Source organism: Stappia sp. (genome assembly GCF_965276915.1).
Classification (GTDB): Bacteria; Pseudomonadota; Alphaproteobacteria; order Rhizobiales; family Stappiaceae; genus Stappia.
The window spans coordinates 597,020-614,218 of the sequence record NZ_OZ255709.1; the positions used below are offsets into that span (position 1 = coordinate 597,020).

Genomic DNA, 17,199 nt, shown 5'->3' on the forward strand with positions numbered 1-17,199 from the left:
CACGGGCGCCGGCGGTCCGCAAGGGCCGCCGGCGCCCCCGTCATGCAGGCCTTCAGCGGGCGAAGCGCCGGGCGCCAGCCACGCAGGCGATCACGGCAAGGGTGACGGCCAGCATCGTCCAGGTCACCGGTTCGTGCAGCAGCCAGGCGGCAAGCGCCAGGCCGAGGAACGGCTGCAGCAGCTGCAGCTGGCTCACCGCCGCAATGCCGCCCTGCGACAGTCCCCGGTACCAGAAGACGAATCCGATCAGCATCGAGAAGGACGACACATAGGCAAGCCCGGTCCATGCGGGCGGCGCGATGCCGGAAAAGCTGGCCGGCATCAGGACGATGGCGAGCACGATCATCGCCGGCAGCGACAGGATGAGCGCCCAGGAGATCACCTGCCAGCCGCCCAGCCTGCGCGACAGGTGCGCCCCTTCCGCATAGCCCAGGCCGCAAACGACGATTGCCGCCAGCATCAACAGGTCGCCGGTGGAGGAGGTTGCCACATCCTCCCCCGGTCCTTCGCCCGCCCCGGCTGCCAGTCCCTGCATCAGCGCAAAGCCTGCCACGGCGGCGCTGCCGGCGAGCGAGAACAGCCAGAAGGCCGGCCGCGGCCGTTCGCCGCCCCGGATCACGCCGAAGATCGCGGTGGCAAGCGGCAGCAACCCGATGAAGACCATGGAATGCGCCGAGGTGACGTGCTGCAGCGCCAGCGCGGTCAGCAGCGGAAAGCCGACGACAACCCCGAGCGCCACGATCGCCAGCGGTACGAGATCGGCCCGCGCCGGGCGCTTCTCGCGAAAGGCCAGCACCAGCAGAAGCGCCAGCAACCCGGCGATGGCGGCCCGGGCGACGGTCAGGAACACCGGGTCGAATTGCAGCACCGCCGTCCGGGTTGCCGGCAGGGATCCGCTGAAGATCACCACGCCGATGAAACCGTTGATCCAGCCGCTTGTCGTCTTGTCCACGTCAGCCTCCGTTCGATTGCCCTGTCGCTATCGCGCGGCGGGGCTGACGCAGCCAGAGACAGTGGAATACAGTTTCGAAAAACTGTTAGGGTGACAACTGCAATACGGATCGTTGCAAAGGCCGGGCGGACGAATGACGGAGATGAGCGGGAACGGCACTCTGACGGAGCGCGTGATGCGTGTGGTCCGGCAGCGCATCGCCGGACGCAGCCTGCCTCCGGGGGCAAAGCTCCCTTCGATCCGGCGGATGGCCGGCCACATGCAGGTTTCGCCCTCGACTGTCGTCGAGGCCTATGAGCGCCTGGTGGCCGAGGGGCAGATCGCGGCGCGGCCGGGCTCCGGCTTCTACGTCACCAGTCATGCGGCCCCGCTTGCCCTGTCCCAGGTCGGCCCGAGGCGCGACCGCGCCATCGACCCGCTCTGGGTCTCCCGCCAGTCGCTGGAGGCCGGCGAGGCGGACCTCAAGCCCGGCTGCGGCTGGCTGCCCCCGTCATGGCTGCCGGAGGAAAGCCTGCGCAAGGCGCTCAGGTCCCTCGCCCGCGCCGATGGCAGCGCGCTTGCGGACTACGGCTCGCCGCTCGGTCTTTTCCCCATGCGGCAACTCATCGCCCGGCGGCTGGCGGAAAAGGGCGTCGAGGCATTCCCCGAACAGATCCTGCTGACGGAATCCGGCACGCAGGGCATCGACCTCCTGTGCCGCCTGCTGGTCGAGCCGGGCGATACGGTGCTTGTCGACGACCCCTGCTATTTCAACTTCCAGGCGCTGCTGCGCGCCCACCGCGTGAAGATCGTCGGCGTCCCCTACACGCCGACAGGCCCCGATATCGAGCGGTTCGCGGCGGTGCTGAACGAGCACCGGCCGCGGCTCTACATCACCAATTCAGCGATCCACAACCCGACCGGCGCGACACTCTCGCCGGTGACCGCCCACCGGGTGCTGAAGCTTGCCGAACAGCACGGCCTGACCATCATCGAGGACGACATTTTCACCGACATGGAGCACGTGGCAGCGCCCCGGCTCGCCGCCTTCGACGGCTTCGATCGGGTCATCCAGATTGGCAGTTTTTCAAAGACGCTGTCGGCCTCGATGCGCTGCGGCTATATCGCCGCGCGGCCCGACTGGATCGAGGGACTGGCCGACCTGAAGATCGCCACCAGCTTCGGCGGCGGCCGGCTCAATGCGGAGCTTGTGCTGGGCGTGCTGCGTGACGGCGGCTACCGACGGCATCTGGAGACGCTGCGCGAGCGCCTCGCCCGCGCCATGGCCGGTGTCGCGCCCCGGTTGCGGGCACTCGGCATCATCCCCTGGATCGAGCCGCAGGCCGGCATGTTCCTGTGGTGCGAACTGCCGGGCGGGATCAATGCTGCCGATGTGGCGCGCGCGGCGCTGGCGCAAGGCGTGGTGCTGGCACCGGGCGATGTCTTCAGCGTCTCCCGCTCCGCCACCAGCCACATGCGCTTCAACGTCTCGCAATGCCCGCCAAAGGTCTTCGACGTGCTGCGCGACGCGATCCGGCAGGCAGGGGGATAGGGGGAGGGATGCGACAGCGCGACCTGAGTGACGGATCCGCGCGGCATGAGACGCCGATCGCTTCCGGGCCGGAATGCGGGAAGCAGCTTCTCGCGATGATCTCAGGCTAAGAAGAAAGTGGTGCCGGTGAACGGACTCGAACCGCCGACCCCATCATTACGAATGACGTGCTCTACCAACTGAGCTACACCGGCGCACCAGACCGGGGACTTGGTTCCGAGCGGATCGAGTCCCCGTATGTATCCCTGTCGCTTGCGTGACGTGGCAACAGCCGCGTGGGCCGTGCGACGCCGTACCGCCAGGGTGGCCGTGTGATAGCGGACAAGCCCGCGCCGCGCAAGAGGCTTTGCGCGCCCCGCGCAAGCTTTTCAGGACGCCCCGCCGAACGGCCGTTCGCGGCGCTCGGGCATGGGCAGGGAGGACCTCGGCCGGGGTTCCCGGCAGGTGGCGGACCGGCCAGCCCGCCCCGCGTCAGTTGAAGAAGCGGTAGCCGGGCTTCTTCGGCGGCTCCTCGTCATCCCCGTCGGGACCCGGATCGTCGGGCATGTGCTTCAACGGAAACTCGATCGGCCGCGAAAGGTCCGTGGCCGCCTTCGCGGGCGAGCCGCCGGCAGGAGCGGGGGCCTGCCCGGCCGGCTTCTTGTCGACCGCTTCGGCAGACGGTTTCCCGGCCTCGCCGGCCGTGCCATTGGCGGGTCCGGCCGAACCCGGAGCGGCATCGCCAGCCCGGGTCGATCCGTCCGCCGGCGGCTTGCCCGGCGACTGCGCATCGGCCGGCTTCGGACCATCCGCAGGTGTCACGGCAGGCGAGGTCTCCGCGGTCGGCGTCCTCGCCGCTGCCTCCCCGGCATCCCTCGACGGACCCGCCTTTTCAGGGGTGTCCGTCACAGATGCAGCGGCGCGAGCCGGCGTGGCGGGTTCGGCTGCGTCCTCGATCACCTGCGCCTCCTCCACCGGCGACACGGCAGTGTCCGCGCGGGCACCGGACGCCCCCTCGTTCGAACGATCCCCGGCCGCAGGCGGAGCGGGCGGGATATCCGCCGGTATGGAGGCCGCCAGAGCCGGAAGCGCCTCGAACAGGGCCTCGTCCAGGGCCTCCAGCGAGGTGTCCTCATGGTCGAGATTTGCCGGCGGCAAGGCCCATGCGAAGGCATCGAGCCGCCCGTCCACCGGCGACACCGGCGCCCATGTCTCGCTGACCACGCCATCGGCCACCCAGGCGGGATCGGCCGGTGCGCGTACCGCGCGGGCAAGCCATTCGCGCACCCGGCCGCGATCGCCATGCTGGGTCTCTTCCAGCTCGGCCATCAGCAGGAAGACCCGGCGCGTCGGCTCCAGCGTCAGCGCCGCCTTCAGCTGGGCGCGGGCCAGCGCATAATCCGATGCCTCAAGCGCGGCGCGCGCCAGCGCCAGCGCGCCCTCGACATTGTGGGCCCGCAGCGCCGCCAGCGCCTTGACCCGCTTCAGCCGGTCGAGCGCCGAATCACCGTTGCGCGCATGGGCATAGGCATCGGCGAGCTCGGGATGCGGATTGAGCTTCCAGCTGGTCTCCACAACCTTCATCGCCTTGCGGATGTCGCCGCGCCGGGTCGCCAGCCGCGCGGCGACGACCGCTGCCGGCACCAGCGCCGGCACCAGGCCGTGCGCCTCGCCGGCAAGGCCACGCGCCGCGTCCGGGTCACGGTCCTCGACCTCCAGCGCCTGTGCGGTGAGCAGCACCGCCTTGTGGCGGCGGAAGGTCTTCTTGTCGACGAGCTTGGCCGCGTAGTTGCGCTCCAGCGACTTGATCGCCTCGGCCCAGTCGCCGGACACGGCCTGGTAGCCGAGCACGGCGCGCCCGGCCCAGGGCAGGCCCGGCACCAGCTTCGCCGCTTCCTCGGCATAGTGAAGCGCCGCGACCGGTTCGCCGAGCCGCTCCGCCTCGACATAAAGCCCGTGCAGGCCGACGGCCTTGAGATCCGGGTTCTCGAGCATCGCCTCGAAGCGGTCCCGCGCCTCTTCGTGCCGGCCGGCAAGCTGCGCGCTCTGGGCCAGCAGCAGTTCGGCCGCCGGCTCCTGCTTCAGGAGCTTCTGCGCCTCGTTGCCATGGCGCGAGGCCGTCGCGGCATCGCCGACGCCCAGCGCCAGCATGCCGCGCGACAGCGCGTCATAGCCGCGGTCCTTGCGACGGCGGCGGAAAAAGCGGCCGACGAGCCCGGGCGAGCGGAGGATGAGGAGCGCCAGGTTCCACACGATGATGCCGACGGCCAGCAGCGCGAAAAGCGCCACCGCGGCGGTCATCAGCCCGGCCTCGATCCGGTATCCCTGCCAGTCGAGGGTGATCACGCCGGGCCGGTCGGCGAGCCACGCGGCTCCCAGCGCGACGACAAACAGCAGGGCAATGAAAATCAGCAAGCGGATCATGGTCGTCTACTCTCCCCGGCGAATGTCCGGTCGGTCCGGATACTGTCCGGATCGGCTGAGGGCGGCGCGGGCGGACCCGCGCCGGTCGTCACCTGTCAGTTCGAGGCAGCCGGCGCACCCGCCTGCCCCATGGATTTGAGCACATCGCCGGTCACCCGGTCGACCAGTGCATCGGCCGCCAGCCGGGCCCGCGCATCGGCGACCCAGTCGGCGCCGGCCGCGCGCACGTTCTCCGGCAACTCGTCATAGGCCTGAAGCGCGCCGGCGAAGTCGCCGCGCCCGACGCGCGCCTCCATGCGACCGAGCGCTGCCTGCGGGGTTGCCGCGTCGCTCTCGCCCGGCTGGCGGATCGACACCAGCGAGCGGGCGTTGGAGAGCAGGCTGTCGACGAGATCGCCTTCGGCCGGCGCATCCATGACCGCCGACATCCGCCGCGCGACGGCCGCGAAGCCCTCATGCAGCGCGGTGCGCGTCGGCACGCCCGCCTCCGCGCGCGCCGTGAGATCCGAAAGGTCGGTGCCCTGCGGCAGCGCCGAGGCGACGGCAGCAAGCTCGGTGGCAAAGGGAGCCCCGCGATCCATCGCCGACTTCAACGCCGAGACGGCCACCGCCCGGGCCGCCGTCTCGCGCGCGCTGGCATCGCCCATCTGCGCCTCGATCGGAGCGATGCGCTCTTCCAGCGCCGCAAGGCGCGTACTCACATCCTTCAATCCGGTGTCCAGCCGCGCTTCCAGTGCCGACTGGCCCTTGCCGAGCGTGTCGAGATCGCCGCCGAGCGCGGCAACCTGACCCTTCATGCTGTCGAACGCCTGCCGGAGCGCGGAGGTTCCCTCGTTCAGGCTCGCGATCTCGCCTTTTGCGGCCTCGAGACCCGCCGCATCGCCGCTCAGCCCCTCAAGCGCCGCCGCCTGCTCGCCTTGCGTTTTTGCCAGCCCTTCGACCGATTGCACGAGCTTTGCCTGCGCGTCCTGGAGACTGGCAAGCCCGGCGCTCTCGCCGGCCCCGCCGGAGGAGACGAAACGGCGCAATTCCGACAACCCGTTCTCGATCTCGGCGATGCGGGACGAGGCTTCCTGCGAAATCGACGAGGAGGCCCCGCCGGCAAGGCCCTCGAGCGTGGCTTCGAGCTCGGAAATGCGCGTGCGCACCGCCGCCATGTCGTTCGCGGCGCCGGATGCCGCTTCCTGGCCCTGGCTGAGCTCGGCGATTCGGGTCTCGAGCCCGGAAACGCGGTTCTGCGCTTCCGCGATCACGGTCCGCAGTTCGGCGGAAGGCGCCGGGGCCGGCAGCAGCCCGGCCTTGCCCGCGCCCCAGGCACCGGCAAGCGCGACGACACCGCCGACCAGCGAGGCAGCGATCAGACTGCCGAGACCGGTCGAGGACCCGCGCTCCTCCTTCTCGCCTGTCGCAGATCCGGGCTTTGCCGAGGCCGGCGACGAAGCCGGGCGCGGCGGCGGGGATGCCGGCTTTTCGGACGCTGCGGCAGAGGATGCGCTTGCCGAGGACCCAGCGTCCGCTTTCGCGTCGGTCGCCGTCCCGGATGAAGGCCTGGCCGGGTCGCTCGCGGCGGACGCGCCCGAGGTGGATGCGGCCGGCCTCGGCGAGGCGGCGGACGCGCCCGCCGCCGCTGTCGATGCGCCGCCTGCCGGCGCACCGCCCGCACCTGGCTTGGCGGTTTCGCCGGGTCTTGGCGCGGCCGAAGAAGTCTGCGCGGTCGTCGCACCGGACGCCTTGGCCTCCGCCGGTTTTGCCTCGGACGCGGGCGCACCGGATGTTGCAGCCGGCTTCGGCCCGTCGGCCTTCGCGGCGGGCGCGCCCGTGGGAGCCGGATCCGGCTTCTGTTCGCCGGCCTTTGCCTGTGCCATGCCGCCGGCACTGCCTGTACCGGAAGCGGGACCGGACCCCGGCGTCGCCGGCTTTGACGACGCGGCAGCTGCCGAAACCGGAGCCTCGCCGGACTTGCCGGCATTCACTTCCCTGGCTTCCAGGTCGATCGTCACCGGTTTGCGTTGCGAGCCGCCGGCGGGTTTGGTCGCGCCCTTGGGCGAGGCGGTCTTCGGATCCGGCTTCTTGCTGTCGGCAGCCATGGATGGTCTCTCCCTTGCGGTCATGCGCCCGTCCGTCCGCGCGTCCTGCCGCCGTGGCGGCCTCGCGGTGCCCGCCCCACTATAGCGCGAGCCGGTGCGGACTTCAGATCCTTCGTCCTATGCCTTTGTCTATGTTCGCCGCTTTCGCGGTGCAAAACAAATCTGGTGTCTCACAACTCCCCCACCGGCAACAGGTCGAGAAGCGCGTCCTCGTCGCAGCGCTCGGCCACGACGACGGTCCCCAGGTCCTCCAGCGGCTCTCCCGCCTGGCCCGAAATTGCCAGGAAACGGAAGTCCGGGCGGTCCCGCCAGCAACGCAGGGCGCTGGCAAGGGCACGCGCGGACCGCCGCGAATAGACCGGAGCAAGGACCGGATGCCCGTCGTCATCCGCGGCAAGGGCGGATCGCTCCGCGTCCGGGATCGCATCGAGCCGCTCCATCGTATAGGTCTCCACCAGCCGGCATTCGAAACCCTTGCGGCCAAGCTCGCCGGCAAGGTCTCCGGACCGCTCCCGCCCGGCCGGATACAGGATTGGCGCGCGAGGGCAGGCCCCGTCGATCAGCCGGACAAGGTCGGAAAGCGTGCCGCCCGCTTCCGCGACCGTCTCGAAGCCCGCCGCGCGCGCTGCCAGTGCCGTTGCCGCGCCGACAGCGAAGAGCGGCAGGTGCAGATAGGGCGCGAGGCGACCCGCACCGGCCATGGCCTCGAGACTGCGCGCGCTGGTCACGGCAACGGCGCCGACATCGCCGGGAGCCGGCAGCGCGCCCTGCGCCAGCCGCAGCGGCCTGAAGAACAGCAGCGGCGCCACATGCACCCGGTGGCCGAGCGCCTCGATCCGTGCGGCGCTGCGCGCGGCGGCCGGCATCGGCCGTGTCACCAGAACCCGCGCCATCCGCCTCACCCGGAAAAGAAGCCGGGACCGCCGCGCCGCTTCAGCTCGGCGCCAGCATCCGTTCCGAGCGCCTCGGCATCGCCCGGCGCGCCGTCGCGCGTGGTCTCGTGCCGGGTGCGCCCGTCCGGCGTCAGGATCAGCCCGGCGAAGCGCAACTCCCCCTCGACCAGCCGCGCCAGCCCGCCGATCGGCGTCCGGCAGGAACCGTCCAGCACCTTCAGAAACGCCCGCTCGGCGACAAGGCAGGTCTCCGTGTCGCGATCGTGGATGGCGGCAAGCAGGTCCCGCGTCCTGGTGTCGTCGGCACGCGCCTCGATACAGATGGCCCCCTGGCCGACGGCGGGAAGGAATTCGTCCGTCCCGATCACCGAGGTCACCACCTCGCCAAGGCCGAGCCGCTTCAGCCCGGCATGGGCCAGCAGCGTCGCATCGACGACCCCGTCGGCCAGCTTCTGCAGCCGCGTCTGCACGTTGCCGCGATACATGACCACGTCGATATCCGGCCGCAGCCGCTTGATCATCGCCTGCCGGCGCAGGCTGGAGGAGCCGACCACCGCGCCCTGCGGCAGATCCTGGAGGCGCGCCGCCTTGTGGGAGATGAAGGCGTCGCGCACATCCTCGCGCGGCAGGAAGGCAACGAGCTCCAGCCCCTCGGGCAGCACCGTCGGCATGTCCTTGGACGAATGCACGGCGATATCGATGCCGCCCTCGAGCATCGCCGCCTCGATCTCCTTGGTGAACAGCCCCTTGCCGCCGACCTCCGACAGCGGCCGGTCCTGGATGCGGTCGCCCGACGTCTTGATGACGACGATCTCGAAGGCCTCTTCCGGCAGGCCATGGGCACGCATCAGCCGGTCGCGCGTCTCGTGGGCCTGGGCGAGCGCCAGGGCGCTGCCGCGCGTGCCGATGCGCAAGGGAGAGGCGGAATGTTTTGTTTGCAAGGATATCGGTCCTGGTGTTACGCGGGTGGCGTCCGACAGGCGGAACATGAATGATAAGCCCTGATACCGCATCGGCCAATGCAGCCGAAACCAATTTCCGGTCCGGCGACGCCATTACGGTCCTCGGCATAGAGACGAGCTGCGACGAAACCGCGGCGGCGCTCGTGCGGCTTCGCGCCGATGGCGGCCGCGACATTCTGTCCGACATCATCCGCTCGCAGACCGCGGATCACGCGGCCTTCGGCGGCGTCGTTCCCGAAATCGCCGCCCGTGCCCATATTCGCATCCTCGACAAGCTGGTCGCCGCCGCCCTTGCCGAGGCCGGCCTCGGCTTCGCCGATCTCGATGCGGTCGCCGCGACCGCCGGCCCCGGCCTGATCGGCGGCGTTATCGTCGGACTGACGACGGCCAAGGCAATCGCGCTGGCAAGCGACCGGCCGCTTGTTGCCGTCAATCACCTGGAAGGTCATGCCCTGACGGCGCGGCTCACCGACGGCATCGCCTTTCCCTACCTGCTGCTGCTCGTCTCCGGCGGCCATACCCAGTTTTTGCTGGTGGAAGGCGTCGGCCGCTATCGCCGCCTCGGCTCGACCATCGACGATGCCGTTGGCGAGGCCTTCGACAAGACGGCGAAGCTGCTCCAGCTCGGCTTTCCCGGAGGGCCGGCGGTGGAACGCGCCGCCCGCGACGGCGACCCGCACCGGTTTTCCCTGCCCCGCCCGATGCTCGACCGTCCCGGGGTAGACCTCTCCTTCGCCGGCCTCAAGACGGCGGTGCGCACCGCCGCGCACGCGGCGGCACCGCTGTCGCCCGCCGATGTCGCCGATCTATGCGCCGCCTTCCAGACCGCCGTCACCGATGTCATCGGCGAAAAGAGCCGGCGCGCGTTGGCACTGTTCGCCGCCGAATACCCGCAGGTCGATCCGGTGCTGGTCGTCGCCGGTGGCGTTGCCGCCAACACCGCCATCCGCGCCCGGCTCGACGACGAGGCGCGCCGGGCCGGCGCCCGCCTGATCGCCCCGCCGGTCCGGCTTTGCACCGACAACGCGGCGATGATCGCCTGGGCAGGGATCGAACGGCTGGTGGCCGCGCGCGCGGCCGGCCTGGCGGTGGACGACCGCGATGCCAGCCCGCGTCCGCGCTGGCCGCTCGACACGGAAACAGCCAGCCTCTTCGGCTCGGGGCGAAAGGGAGCCAAGGCGTGAACGATCCGCGTTTCTTCGAGGGCACCGTCTGCGACCGCCTGCCCGAGCGCTTCGACCGGCTCAAGCACAAGGCCTATATCTACCTGACCTGCGGCCGGGAACTGCTGGTCTTCCGCCAGCCGGACCAGCCGGAAGTCGGCCTGCAGGTGCCCGGCGGCACCGTCGATCCCGGCGAAAGCCACCTGATCGCCGCCTGCCGCGAGTTTCGCGAGGAGACCGGCCTTGTCATCGAGCAGGCCCTGGACATGATCGGCGAGCAGACGGTGCTCTTCGACAACGCGCAGGGTCGCGACATCCATGCCCGCCGCCTCTATCACGCCCGGTTGCGCGAAGGTGCCGCGCGGCGCGCCCGCTGGCAGCATTTCGAGATGACGCCGTCGGCCGGCGGCGACCCGATCCGCTTCGAGCTGTTCTGGATCGATATTTCCCAGGCGCTTGCCCTTGGCGCGGCGCGCTTCTTCACCGGATTTCATGCACCGCTCGCCGAGCTTGGCCGCAGGCTGGAGCAAGGATCATGAGTGGTCAGCACCAGCCGGGCGCCATCGAGCGGATTGCCGTCATCGGCGGCGGCGCCTGGGCCAGCGCGCTGGCACTCACCGCCGCGCGCGCCGGGCGTGAGGTGATGCTCTGGGCCCGCGATCCGCGAACGGTGCAGGCGATCAGCGCGGGAGAGGGCAACCCGGGCTATCTGCCGGGCATTCCCTTCGACCGGGCAATCACGGCAACCGGGGATCTCGGCATGGCGCTCGACGGCGCCCATGCCGTCCTGCTGGTAACGCCCGCACAGACAACGCGGGCGATGGCGGAAGCGCTCGCCCCGCACCTCGCGCCGGAAACGCCGGTCGTTCTGTGCGCCAAGGGCATCGAGCGCGACACCGGTCTGCTGCTCGGCGAGGTGCTGAGCCAGGCGGCGCCCGCCTGCCGGCCCGCCGTTCTCTCCGGCCCGAGCTTCGCCTCCGACGTGGCACGCGGCCTGCCGACTGCGGTGACGCTGGCCGCCGATGACGGCGACCTTGCCGACCTGCTCTCGCTCGCGCTGGCAAGCGCCCAGTTCCGCCCCTATGCCTCGACCGACCTTGTCGGCGTTCAGGTCGGCGGCGCGCTGAAAAACGTGCTGGCGATTGCCTGCGGCGCCGTTGCCGGCAAGGGCTGGGGGGCAAGCGCGCTGGCAGCGCTCACCGCGCGCGGTTTCGCCGAGCTGACGAGGCTTGGCCTGGCGCTCGGCGCAAGGCCCGAAACCCTGACCGGCCTGTCCGGGCTCGGCGATCTCGTGCTCACCTGTTCCTCGCCGCAATCGCGGAATTTCGCCTTCGGCATGGCCCTTGGAGAGGGCCGCACGGTGGCGGAGCTTGCCGCTGGCGGCAAGCTTGCCGAGGGCGTGCATTCGGCCGCCATTGCCGTCGACCTCGCCGCCCGCCACGGCATCGAAATGCCGATCGGCACGGCCGTGTCCGCCGTCCTTGAAGGACGCATCGGCCTCGACGCGGCGCTCACCGGCCTGATGACGCGTCCCCTGCGCCGCGAGGCGTGACCGCGCCGCACGCGGGCGCCGGCTTGCGGCCGCCGGCGAACCGGTTATCTATGGCCGCACAGTGTTTTGCGCTTCACAAGAAATCAGGAAGGACCGCCATGCTCTATGCCCTGATCTGCACCGACAAGCCCGGTGCCCTGCAGACCCGTCTCGACAACCGTGCCGACCACCTCGCCTTTCTCAAGGCGATGGGCGACAAGCTGAAGGCCGCCGGCCCCTTCCTTGACGACGACGGCGGCATGACCGGCTCGCTGGTCGTGATCGAGGCGGCGAACCGCGACGAGGCGCTGGCCGTCTCCTCGGAGGACCCTTACGCCCGCGCCGGCCTTTTCGAAAGCGTCGAGATCCGGCCCTGGAACTGGGTCATCAAGAACCCGGAGGCCTGACGCATGCGCTACTGGCTGTTCAAGTCCGAGCCGGACAAGTGGTCCTGGGACAAGCAGAAGGCGAAGGGCGAGGCCGGCGAACAATGGGACGGCGTGCGCAACTACCAGGCGCGCAACAACATGCGCGAGATGAAGCTCGGCGACCGCGGCTTCTTCTACCATTCCAATGACGGCAAGGAGGTCGTCGGCATCGTCGAGGTCTGCGCCCTGGCCCATCCCGACACGACCACCGACGATCCGCGCTGGGAATGCGTGGACATCAAGGCGGTTCGCGACGTGCCGAAGCCGGTGACGCTTGCCGACGTCAAGGCCGAGCCGAGGCTTGCGCAAATGGCACTCGTCACCTCGATGCGCCTGTCGGTGCAACCGGTGACGGAGGAGGAATGGAAGATCGTCTGCGAGATGGGCGGCGTGACCGACGCATGACGCCGCCGGTCGATCCGCGCGCCTTCGTGCTGGCGAACACGCGGGTCCACCGGGTGCCGCATGCGCCGGAGATCCGCCTGCACCTCGCCGACGAGGCGGTGGCGCTGTGGCAGAAGACCGAGGACGATCTCGGCGCCATCGGCCTGCCGCCGCCCTTCTGGGCCTTTGCCTGGGCCGGCGGACAGGCGCTTGCCCGCTACCTGCTCGACAATCCGGGCACGGTCGCGGGGCGCAGCGTCCACGACTTCGCCACCGGCTCGGGGCTTGCCGCGATCGCCGCCATGCTGGCCGGCGCCACGTCGGTCACCGCCTGCGACATCGACCGTTTCGCGCTCGCGGCCGCCAGCCTCAACATGGAGCTGAACGGCGTCGACTTCGCGCTTTCCGGCGAGGACCCGCTCGACCTGCCGCCACCGCGCGCCGAGGTGATCCTGACCGGCGACGTCTTCTACGAAAAGCCGATGGCGACCCGGGTGCTTGCCTGGGCCGACCGGGCGCTCGCCGCCGGATCGCGCGTTCTGGTCGGCGATCCGGGCCGTGCCTATCTGCCCAGGGGAAGGCTCGAATGCCTCGCCACCTATGACGTGCCGGTGAACCGGTCGCTCGAGGATTTCGAGATCAAGCGCTCCAGCGTCTTCGAGCTGCACACACCGTCCCTCGCCTGACGCAGCGGCGTGCTCGAAACCGGCGGCTCATGCGGCCGAAATCATCGCCGGGACTTGCGCGGCGGCCTGTTTTCGGCGTCAGATATGCTCCTCTTCGCGGCCATGCCGGCAATTTCGCCGCACTCCGCCCATCCGACAGCTTTCGAGGACCGTCATGCCGATCATCAATCGTTTCGCCGACCTCTCCGAGGAAATCACCGAGTGGCGCCGCGACATCCACGCCCACCCGGAACTGCTCTATGACACGCATCGCACCTCGGAAGTGGTTGCCGACAAGCTGAAGGCCTTCGGCCTCGACGAGATCGCCACGGGCATCGGTCGCACCGGCGTCGTCGGCGTGATCAAGGGCAGAAACACGGGCTCCGGCAAGGTGATCGGCCTGCGTGCCGACATGGACGCGCTGCCGCTCGACGAGATCACCGGCAAGCCCTACGCCTCGACCGTTCCGGGCAAGATGCATGCCTGCGGCCATGACGGCCACACCGCCATGCTGCTGGGCGCGGCCAAGTATCTCTCCGAGACCCGCAATTTCGACGGCACCGTGGTGGTCATCTTCCAGCCGGCGGAAGAGGGCGGCGCCGGCGCCAAGGCGATGATCGACGACGGCCTGATGGACCGCTTCGGCATCCAGGAAGTCTACGGCATGCACAACATGCCCGGCGCACCGGTCGGCACGTTCCACATCCGCCCGGGCTCGATCATGGCGGCCGCCGACCGCATCCAGATCGACATCGAGGGCGTCGGCGGCCACGCGGCCAAGCCGAACGACGTTGTCGACACCATTCTCGTCGGCAGCCACATCGTTCAGGCGGTCCAGTCGATCGCCAGCCGCAATGTCGACCCGCTGAAATCCGTGGTCGTCTCGATCACCACCTTCAATGCCGGTTTCACCGACAATGTCATCCCGCAGACCGCCGTGCTGCGCGGCACGGTGCGCACGCTCGATGCAGACGTGCGCGATCTCGCCGAGCGCCGGCTGAAGGAAATCGTGCCGACCATCGCCGCCGCCTTCGGCGCCAAGGCGAGCGTCAACTACATCCGCGACTACCCGATCACGGTCAATCACGAGGCCCAGACCGACTTCGCCGTCGGCATCGCCCGCGACATCGCCGGTGCGGACAATGTGGTAACCGACGTCGCGCCGACGATGGGCGGCGAGGATTTCTCCTTCATGCTGCAGGAGCGCCCCGGCGCGTTCATCTTCGCCGGCAACGGCGACACCGCGATGCTTCATCATCCCGCCTACGACTTCAACGACGAGCTGATCCCGGTCGGCTGCTCCTACTGGGTGAAGCTCGTCGAGACGGCCATGCCGGCAGGCTGACGGCCGCCAGCTGAACGGCGCGCGGAACGAGCCCTTTCCCCGCGCCGCGCTTTCGGGCAACCTGCGCCTGCCCGGGCGCAGGTTGCCCGTGCATTCTGCAGTCGCCCGTGCCCGGTTCCCTCTCGACCCGGGTGCGAATCGGCATCCGGAGGTCCCGTGCCCCCGCGCTCCTCCATGCCCAAAACCTCGCGCCAATGACCTCGCGTCCATGACCCCTGTCGTCTCCCGACTGTCGCTGCTGACCGCCTACGCACTCGCCGGCGCGTTGATCGGACTGGTCGTGATACATCCCGCCGTGCTCGCCATAACCTGGATCGAGTACAGCGCGCTGGTGCCCGACGCGCCGACGCTCACCGGATTCCTGGCCGACCGCCTGCTGCTCCTCATTGTGCCGCGCCATCTGCACATGGCGATCGCCTTCGCCCTGGTGGGGGCGCTGGTCGGCCTCGGTTTCGGCTTCTTCACCCGCGCTTATCTGGATCTTTCACGCGGCATCCGCTTCTTTCGCGAGATCCATGGCGACGAGATCCCGACCCTGATCCGGGGCGGCGAGACGGCCAGTGTCGAGTTCAAGTCGACAATGCGCTGGGACATCCAGGAAGAACGGGTCAACAAGGGCCTCGAAAACGTGATCGCCAAGACCGTCGCCGGCTTCTTCAACGCCCGCGGCGGCCGCTTGCTGATCGGCGTGGCCGATGACGGCACCGTGCTCGGCCTCGACGCGGACTACGCGACGCTGCGCCACGGCAACCGGGACGGCTTCGAGCGCGCCATCGCCGACATCGTCACGCGGCTTCTTGGCGGCGATCTCTGCCCGGCGCTGCAGACCACCTTCGCCAGTGTCGATGGCCGTGACATCTGCATGGTGCTCGTCCAGCCGGCACCGCGTGCCGTCTATCTGAACGATGCCGGCAAGACCCATTTCTATGTCCGCAGCGGCAATTCCACCCGGCAGCTCGAGCTGCGCGAGGCAATGGAATATGCCCGCACCCGCTGGCCCTGAGGCGATCCGTCGATGCCTGAAATCTCCGAGCTTCCCGGGCTTCTCTCCGCGCCCGGCATGTCCGCCGCCGCGCAGATCCTGCTGATACTCGTCAGCTTCGCCACCTCGGCGGTTTCCGCCGCCTTCGGCCTCGGCGGCGGCATGATGCTGATTGCCATCATGGCGCAGGCAATGCCGATCCCGGCTCTGGTTCCCGTGCACGGCGTCGTCCAGATGGGCTCCAATGCCGGTCGCGCGCTGGTGCTGCTGAAACATGTCAACTGGCCGGCCGCCCTGTGGTTCATGCTCGGCGCGGCCGCCGGGGCGGTCTTCGGCGGCGCCGTCGCCATCTCCCTGCCGGCAGCCGCCGTGCGCCTTGGCCTGGGACTCTTCATCCTGTGGATGGTCTGGGGCCGGACGCCGCGTTTCGACCGCGCGCCCAAACGGGCGATGGCCGGCGCCGGGCTGGTGGCCACCGGTCTCAGCATGATCTTCGGCGCCACCGGTCCGATCGGCGGCGCCGTGCTCTCCGCCATCGGCCTCGCTCGGCAGGCCTTCGTCGCCACCCAGGCGGTGACCGCGCTGGTCATGCATGTCTTCAAGATCGTCGTCTTCGGCCTGCTCGGTTTCGTCTTCGCTCCCTGGCTGGGTCTCATCCTGGCGATGATCGCCAGCGGTTTCATCGGCACGCTTGCCGGCACCAGAGTGCTGGCCCGCATGCCGGAACCGATGTTCCGAACCGGCTTCCGCCTTGTCATGACGCTGCTTGCCGGCAGCCTTCTCCTGCGCGGGTTCGCCGACCTTTTCATCGCCTGACGGCCCGCCGTCCGGACCCGCCTGAACGCAAGGATCCTTTCGATGACCGCATCAACCCCGCCCCCCGCTCTTCCGGTGACGCGCGCCGACATCGAGGCCGCCGCCGGCCGGATTGCCGGTCATGTCCGCCGCACGCCGGTGATCGACAGCGGCGCGGGTTCCCTCGGGCTCGACATCTCCGTGTCGTTGAAACTGGAGCAGTTGCAGCATTCCGGCTCGTTCAAGGCGCGCGGCGCCTTCAACACGCTGCTGTCGGCGAACGTGCCCGAGACAGGCGTCGCCGCGGCCTCCGGCGGCAACCACGGCGCGGCCGTTGCCTATGCGGCACGCACGCTCGGACTGCCGGCCGACATCTTCGTGCCGGAGACCTCCTCGCCCGCCAAGATCGCCCGTATCCGGGCCGCAGGTGCGCGGCTGCATGTGGGCGGCGCACGCTACGCCGACGCGGCCGAGGCCTGCGCCCGTCACCGCGCCGCAACCGGCGCCATGGACATTCACGCCTACGATGCGGCCGCCACAATCGCCGGGCAGGGCACCACCGCGCTGGAATGGCTGGAACAGGTGCCCGATCTCGACACGGTGCTGATCGCCGTCGGCGGCGGCGGGCTGATCTCCGGCTGCGCGCTGTGGCTCGAGGGCCGGGTCAAGGTCGTCGCTGTGGAGCCTGAAGGCTCCTGCGCCCTGCATGCGGCCCTTGCCGCCGGCGCACCGGTCGACGTGACCGTCGACAGCCTCGCCGCCGACAGCCTTGGCGCCAAGCGCTGCGGCGACCTCGTCCACGCCATCTGCGCCACGCGCGTCGCCGAAAGCGTACTGGTCAGCGACGAGGCCATCCGCGATGCGCAGACACGGCTCTGGCGCGACCTGCAGACGGTCGCCGAACCGGGCGGCGCGACGGCGCTGGCCGCGCTGACCTCCGGAGCCTATGCGCCCGCGCCCGGCGAGCGGGTCGGCGTGCTCGTCTGCGGCGGCAATGTCGCGCTCGAGACCGTCGCCGCGACGTAAGGCCGACCGGACCATGCGCCCGCGGTCATGAGACGCCACGGCTACCGCTTGC

At 69.9% G+C, this 17,199-nt stretch carries 16 protein-coding genes and 1 tRNA gene; 11 read left to right on the forward strand and 6 right to left on the reverse strand.

Annotated features, from left to right (window positions below; all coding sequences use genetic code 11):
- Nucleotides 1-52: 52 nt before the first annotated feature.
- Complete coding sequence (locus tag ACQY46_RS02735; RefSeq protein WP_428698789.1) at nucleotides 53-952, reverse strand: DMT family transporter; 900 nt, start codon at nucleotides 950-952, stop codon at nucleotides 53-55.
- Between the two features lie 133 nt (nucleotides 953-1,085).
- Here ACQY46_RS02735 and ACQY46_RS02740 point away from each other — a divergent pair, with 133 nt between their 5' ends.
- Nucleotides 1,086-2,483: a PLP-dependent aminotransferase family protein gene (locus ACQY46_RS02740; protein ID WP_428698790.1), complete on the forward strand. Its 1,398-nt coding sequence runs from the start codon at nucleotides 1,086-1,088 to the stop codon at nucleotides 2,481-2,483.
- Between the two features lie 118 nt (nucleotides 2,484-2,601).
- Here the strand turns inward: ACQY46_RS02740 and ACQY46_RS02745 are convergent.
- The 5 genes from ACQY46_RS02745 to hemC form a co-directional block, all read right to left on the reverse strand.
- A tRNA-Thr gene (locus tag ACQY46_RS02745) sits at nucleotides 2,602-2,677 on the reverse strand.
- Between the two features lie 277 nt (nucleotides 2,678-2,954).
- Entirely contained in the window at nucleotides 2,955-4,886 is a 1,932-nt protein-coding gene (locus ACQY46_RS02750) for a heme biosynthesis HemY N-terminal domain-containing protein (RefSeq protein ID WP_428698791.1), read from the reverse strand.
- Nucleotides 4,887-4,981: 95 nt separating this feature from the next.
- Nucleotides 4,982-6,973, reverse strand: a complete 1,992-nt coding sequence (locus tag ACQY46_RS02755; protein WP_428698792.1) for a mitofilin family membrane protein — start codon at nucleotides 6,971-6,973, stop codon at nucleotides 4,982-4,984.
- A 170-nt stretch (nucleotides 6,974-7,143) separates the two neighbouring features.
- A complete protein-coding gene (locus ACQY46_RS02760) occupies nucleotides 7,144-7,866 on the reverse strand; it encodes a uroporphyrinogen-III synthase (RefSeq protein ID WP_428698793.1) in 723 nt (240 codons plus the stop codon).
- Between the two features lie 5 nt (nucleotides 7,867-7,871).
- Nucleotides 7,872-8,807, reverse strand: coding sequence for a hydroxymethylbilane synthase (gene hemC, locus ACQY46_RS02765; protein ID WP_428698794.1), 936 nt, complete (start codon nucleotides 8,805-8,807; stop codon nucleotides 7,872-7,874).
- Nucleotides 8,808-8,857: 50 nt separating this feature from the next.
- Here hemC and tsaD point away from each other — a divergent pair, with 50 nt between their 5' ends.
- From tsaD to ACQY46_RS02815, 10 genes are all read left to right on the forward strand, one after another.
- Nucleotides 8,858-10,012 (forward strand): tRNA (adenosine(37)-N6)-threonylcarbamoyltransferase complex transferase subunit TsaD, encoded by a 1,155-nt coding sequence (tsaD, locus tag ACQY46_RS02770; protein WP_428698795.1) that lies wholly within the window; start codon nucleotides 8,858-8,860, stop codon nucleotides 10,010-10,012.
- Nucleotides 10,009-10,530, forward strand: coding sequence for an NUDIX hydrolase (locus ACQY46_RS02775; RefSeq protein ID WP_428698796.1), 522 nt, complete (start codon nucleotides 10,009-10,011; stop codon nucleotides 10,528-10,530). The genes tsaD and ACQY46_RS02775 overlap by 4 nt, the downstream gene beginning before the upstream one ends.
- The gene (locus ACQY46_RS02780; protein WP_428698797.1) at nucleotides 10,527-11,543 is read left to right on the forward strand and encodes an NAD(P)H-dependent glycerol-3-phosphate dehydrogenase; all 1,017 of its coding nucleotides are present in this window, start codon (nucleotides 10,527-10,529) and stop codon (nucleotides 11,541-11,543) included. Before ACQY46_RS02775 ends, ACQY46_RS02780 begins: the two co-directional genes overlap by 4 nt.
- 98 nt (nucleotides 11,544-11,641) lie before the next feature.
- Complete coding sequence (locus ACQY46_RS02785) at nucleotides 11,642-11,929, forward strand: YciI-like protein (RefSeq protein WP_428698798.1); 288 nt, start codon at nucleotides 11,642-11,644, stop codon at nucleotides 11,927-11,929.
- Between the two features lie 3 nt (nucleotides 11,930-11,932).
- Nucleotides 11,933-12,355 carry an EVE domain-containing protein gene (locus ACQY46_RS02790; RefSeq protein ID WP_306028619.1) on the forward strand — a complete coding sequence of 141 codons (423 nt, stop codon included), beginning with the start codon at nucleotides 11,933-11,935 and terminating at the stop codon, nucleotides 12,353-12,355.
- Nucleotides 12,352-13,020: a class I SAM-dependent methyltransferase gene (locus ACQY46_RS02795; protein ID WP_428698799.1), complete on the forward strand. Its 669-nt coding sequence runs from the start codon at nucleotides 12,352-12,354 to the stop codon at nucleotides 13,018-13,020. Before ACQY46_RS02790 ends, ACQY46_RS02795 begins: the two co-directional genes overlap by 4 nt.
- A 154-nt stretch (nucleotides 13,021-13,174) precedes the next feature.
- The gene (locus ACQY46_RS02800; RefSeq protein ID WP_428698800.1) at nucleotides 13,175-14,344 is read left to right on the forward strand and encodes a M20 aminoacylase family protein; all 1,170 of its coding nucleotides are present in this window, start codon (nucleotides 13,175-13,177) and stop codon (nucleotides 14,342-14,344) included.
- Between the two features lie 208 nt (nucleotides 14,345-14,552).
- Entirely contained in the window at nucleotides 14,553-15,347 is a 795-nt protein-coding gene (locus ACQY46_RS02805; RefSeq protein ID WP_428698801.1) for an AlbA family DNA-binding domain-containing protein, read from the forward strand.
- Nucleotides 15,348-15,359: 12 nt separating this feature from the next.
- Entirely contained in the window at nucleotides 15,360-16,142 is a 783-nt protein-coding gene (locus ACQY46_RS02810; protein WP_428698802.1) for a sulfite exporter TauE/SafE family protein, read from the forward strand.
- A gap of 42 nt (nucleotides 16,143-16,184) precedes the next feature.
- Nucleotides 16,185-17,147: a threonine/serine dehydratase gene (locus ACQY46_RS02815; RefSeq protein WP_428698803.1), complete on the forward strand. Its 963-nt coding sequence runs from the start codon at nucleotides 16,185-16,187 to the stop codon at nucleotides 17,145-17,147.
- Nucleotides 17,148-17,199: the final 52 nt, after the last annotated feature.

What these genes read in the sequence shown, in the direction of transcription:
- ACQY46_RS02740 (WP_428698790.1), top strand. Translation starts at nt 1,086, where the DNA reads ATGACGGAGATGAGCGGGAACGGCACTCTGACGGAGCGCGTGATGCGT.
- ACQY46_RS02750 (WP_428698791.1), bottom strand. Translation starts at nt 4,886, where the DNA reads ATGATCCGCTTGCTGATTTTCATTGCCCTGCTGTTTGTCGTCGCGCTG.
- ACQY46_RS02755 (WP_428698792.1), bottom strand. Translation starts at nt 6,973, where the DNA reads ATGGCTGCCGACAGCAAGAAGCCGGATCCGAAGACCGCCTCGCCCAAG.
- ACQY46_RS02760 (WP_428698793.1), bottom strand. Translation starts at nt 7,866, where the DNA reads ATGGCGCGGGTTCTGGTGACACGGCCGATGCCGGCCGCCGCGCGCAGC.
- tsaD (WP_428698795.1), top strand. Translation starts at nt 8,858, where the DNA reads ATGATAAGCCCTGATACCGCATCGGCCAATGCAGCCGAAACCAATTTC.
- ACQY46_RS02780 (WP_428698797.1), top strand. Translation starts at nt 10,527, where the DNA reads ATGAGTGGTCAGCACCAGCCGGGCGCCATCGAGCGGATTGCCGTCATC.
- ACQY46_RS02785 (WP_428698798.1), top strand. Translation starts at nt 11,642, where the DNA reads ATGCTCTATGCCCTGATCTGCACCGACAAGCCCGGTGCCCTGCAGACC.
- ACQY46_RS02790 (WP_306028619.1), top strand. Translation starts at nt 11,933, where the DNA reads ATGCGCTACTGGCTGTTCAAGTCCGAGCCGGACAAGTGGTCCTGGGAC.
- ACQY46_RS02795 (WP_428698799.1), top strand. Translation starts at nt 12,352, where the DNA reads ATGACGCCGCCGGTCGATCCGCGCGCCTTCGTGCTGGCGAACACGCGG.
- ACQY46_RS02800 (WP_428698800.1), top strand. Translation starts at nt 13,175, where the DNA reads ATGCCGATCATCAATCGTTTCGCCGACCTCTCCGAGGAAATCACCGAG.
- ACQY46_RS02805 (WP_428698801.1), top strand. Translation starts at nt 14,553, where the DNA reads ATGACCCCTGTCGTCTCCCGACTGTCGCTGCTGACCGCCTACGCACTC.
- ACQY46_RS02810 (WP_428698802.1), top strand. Translation starts at nt 15,360, where the DNA reads ATGCCTGAAATCTCCGAGCTTCCCGGGCTTCTCTCCGCGCCCGGCATG.
- ACQY46_RS02815 (WP_428698803.1), top strand. Translation starts at nt 16,185, where the DNA reads ATGACCGCATCAACCCCGCCCCCCGCTCTTCCGGTGACGCGCGCCGAC.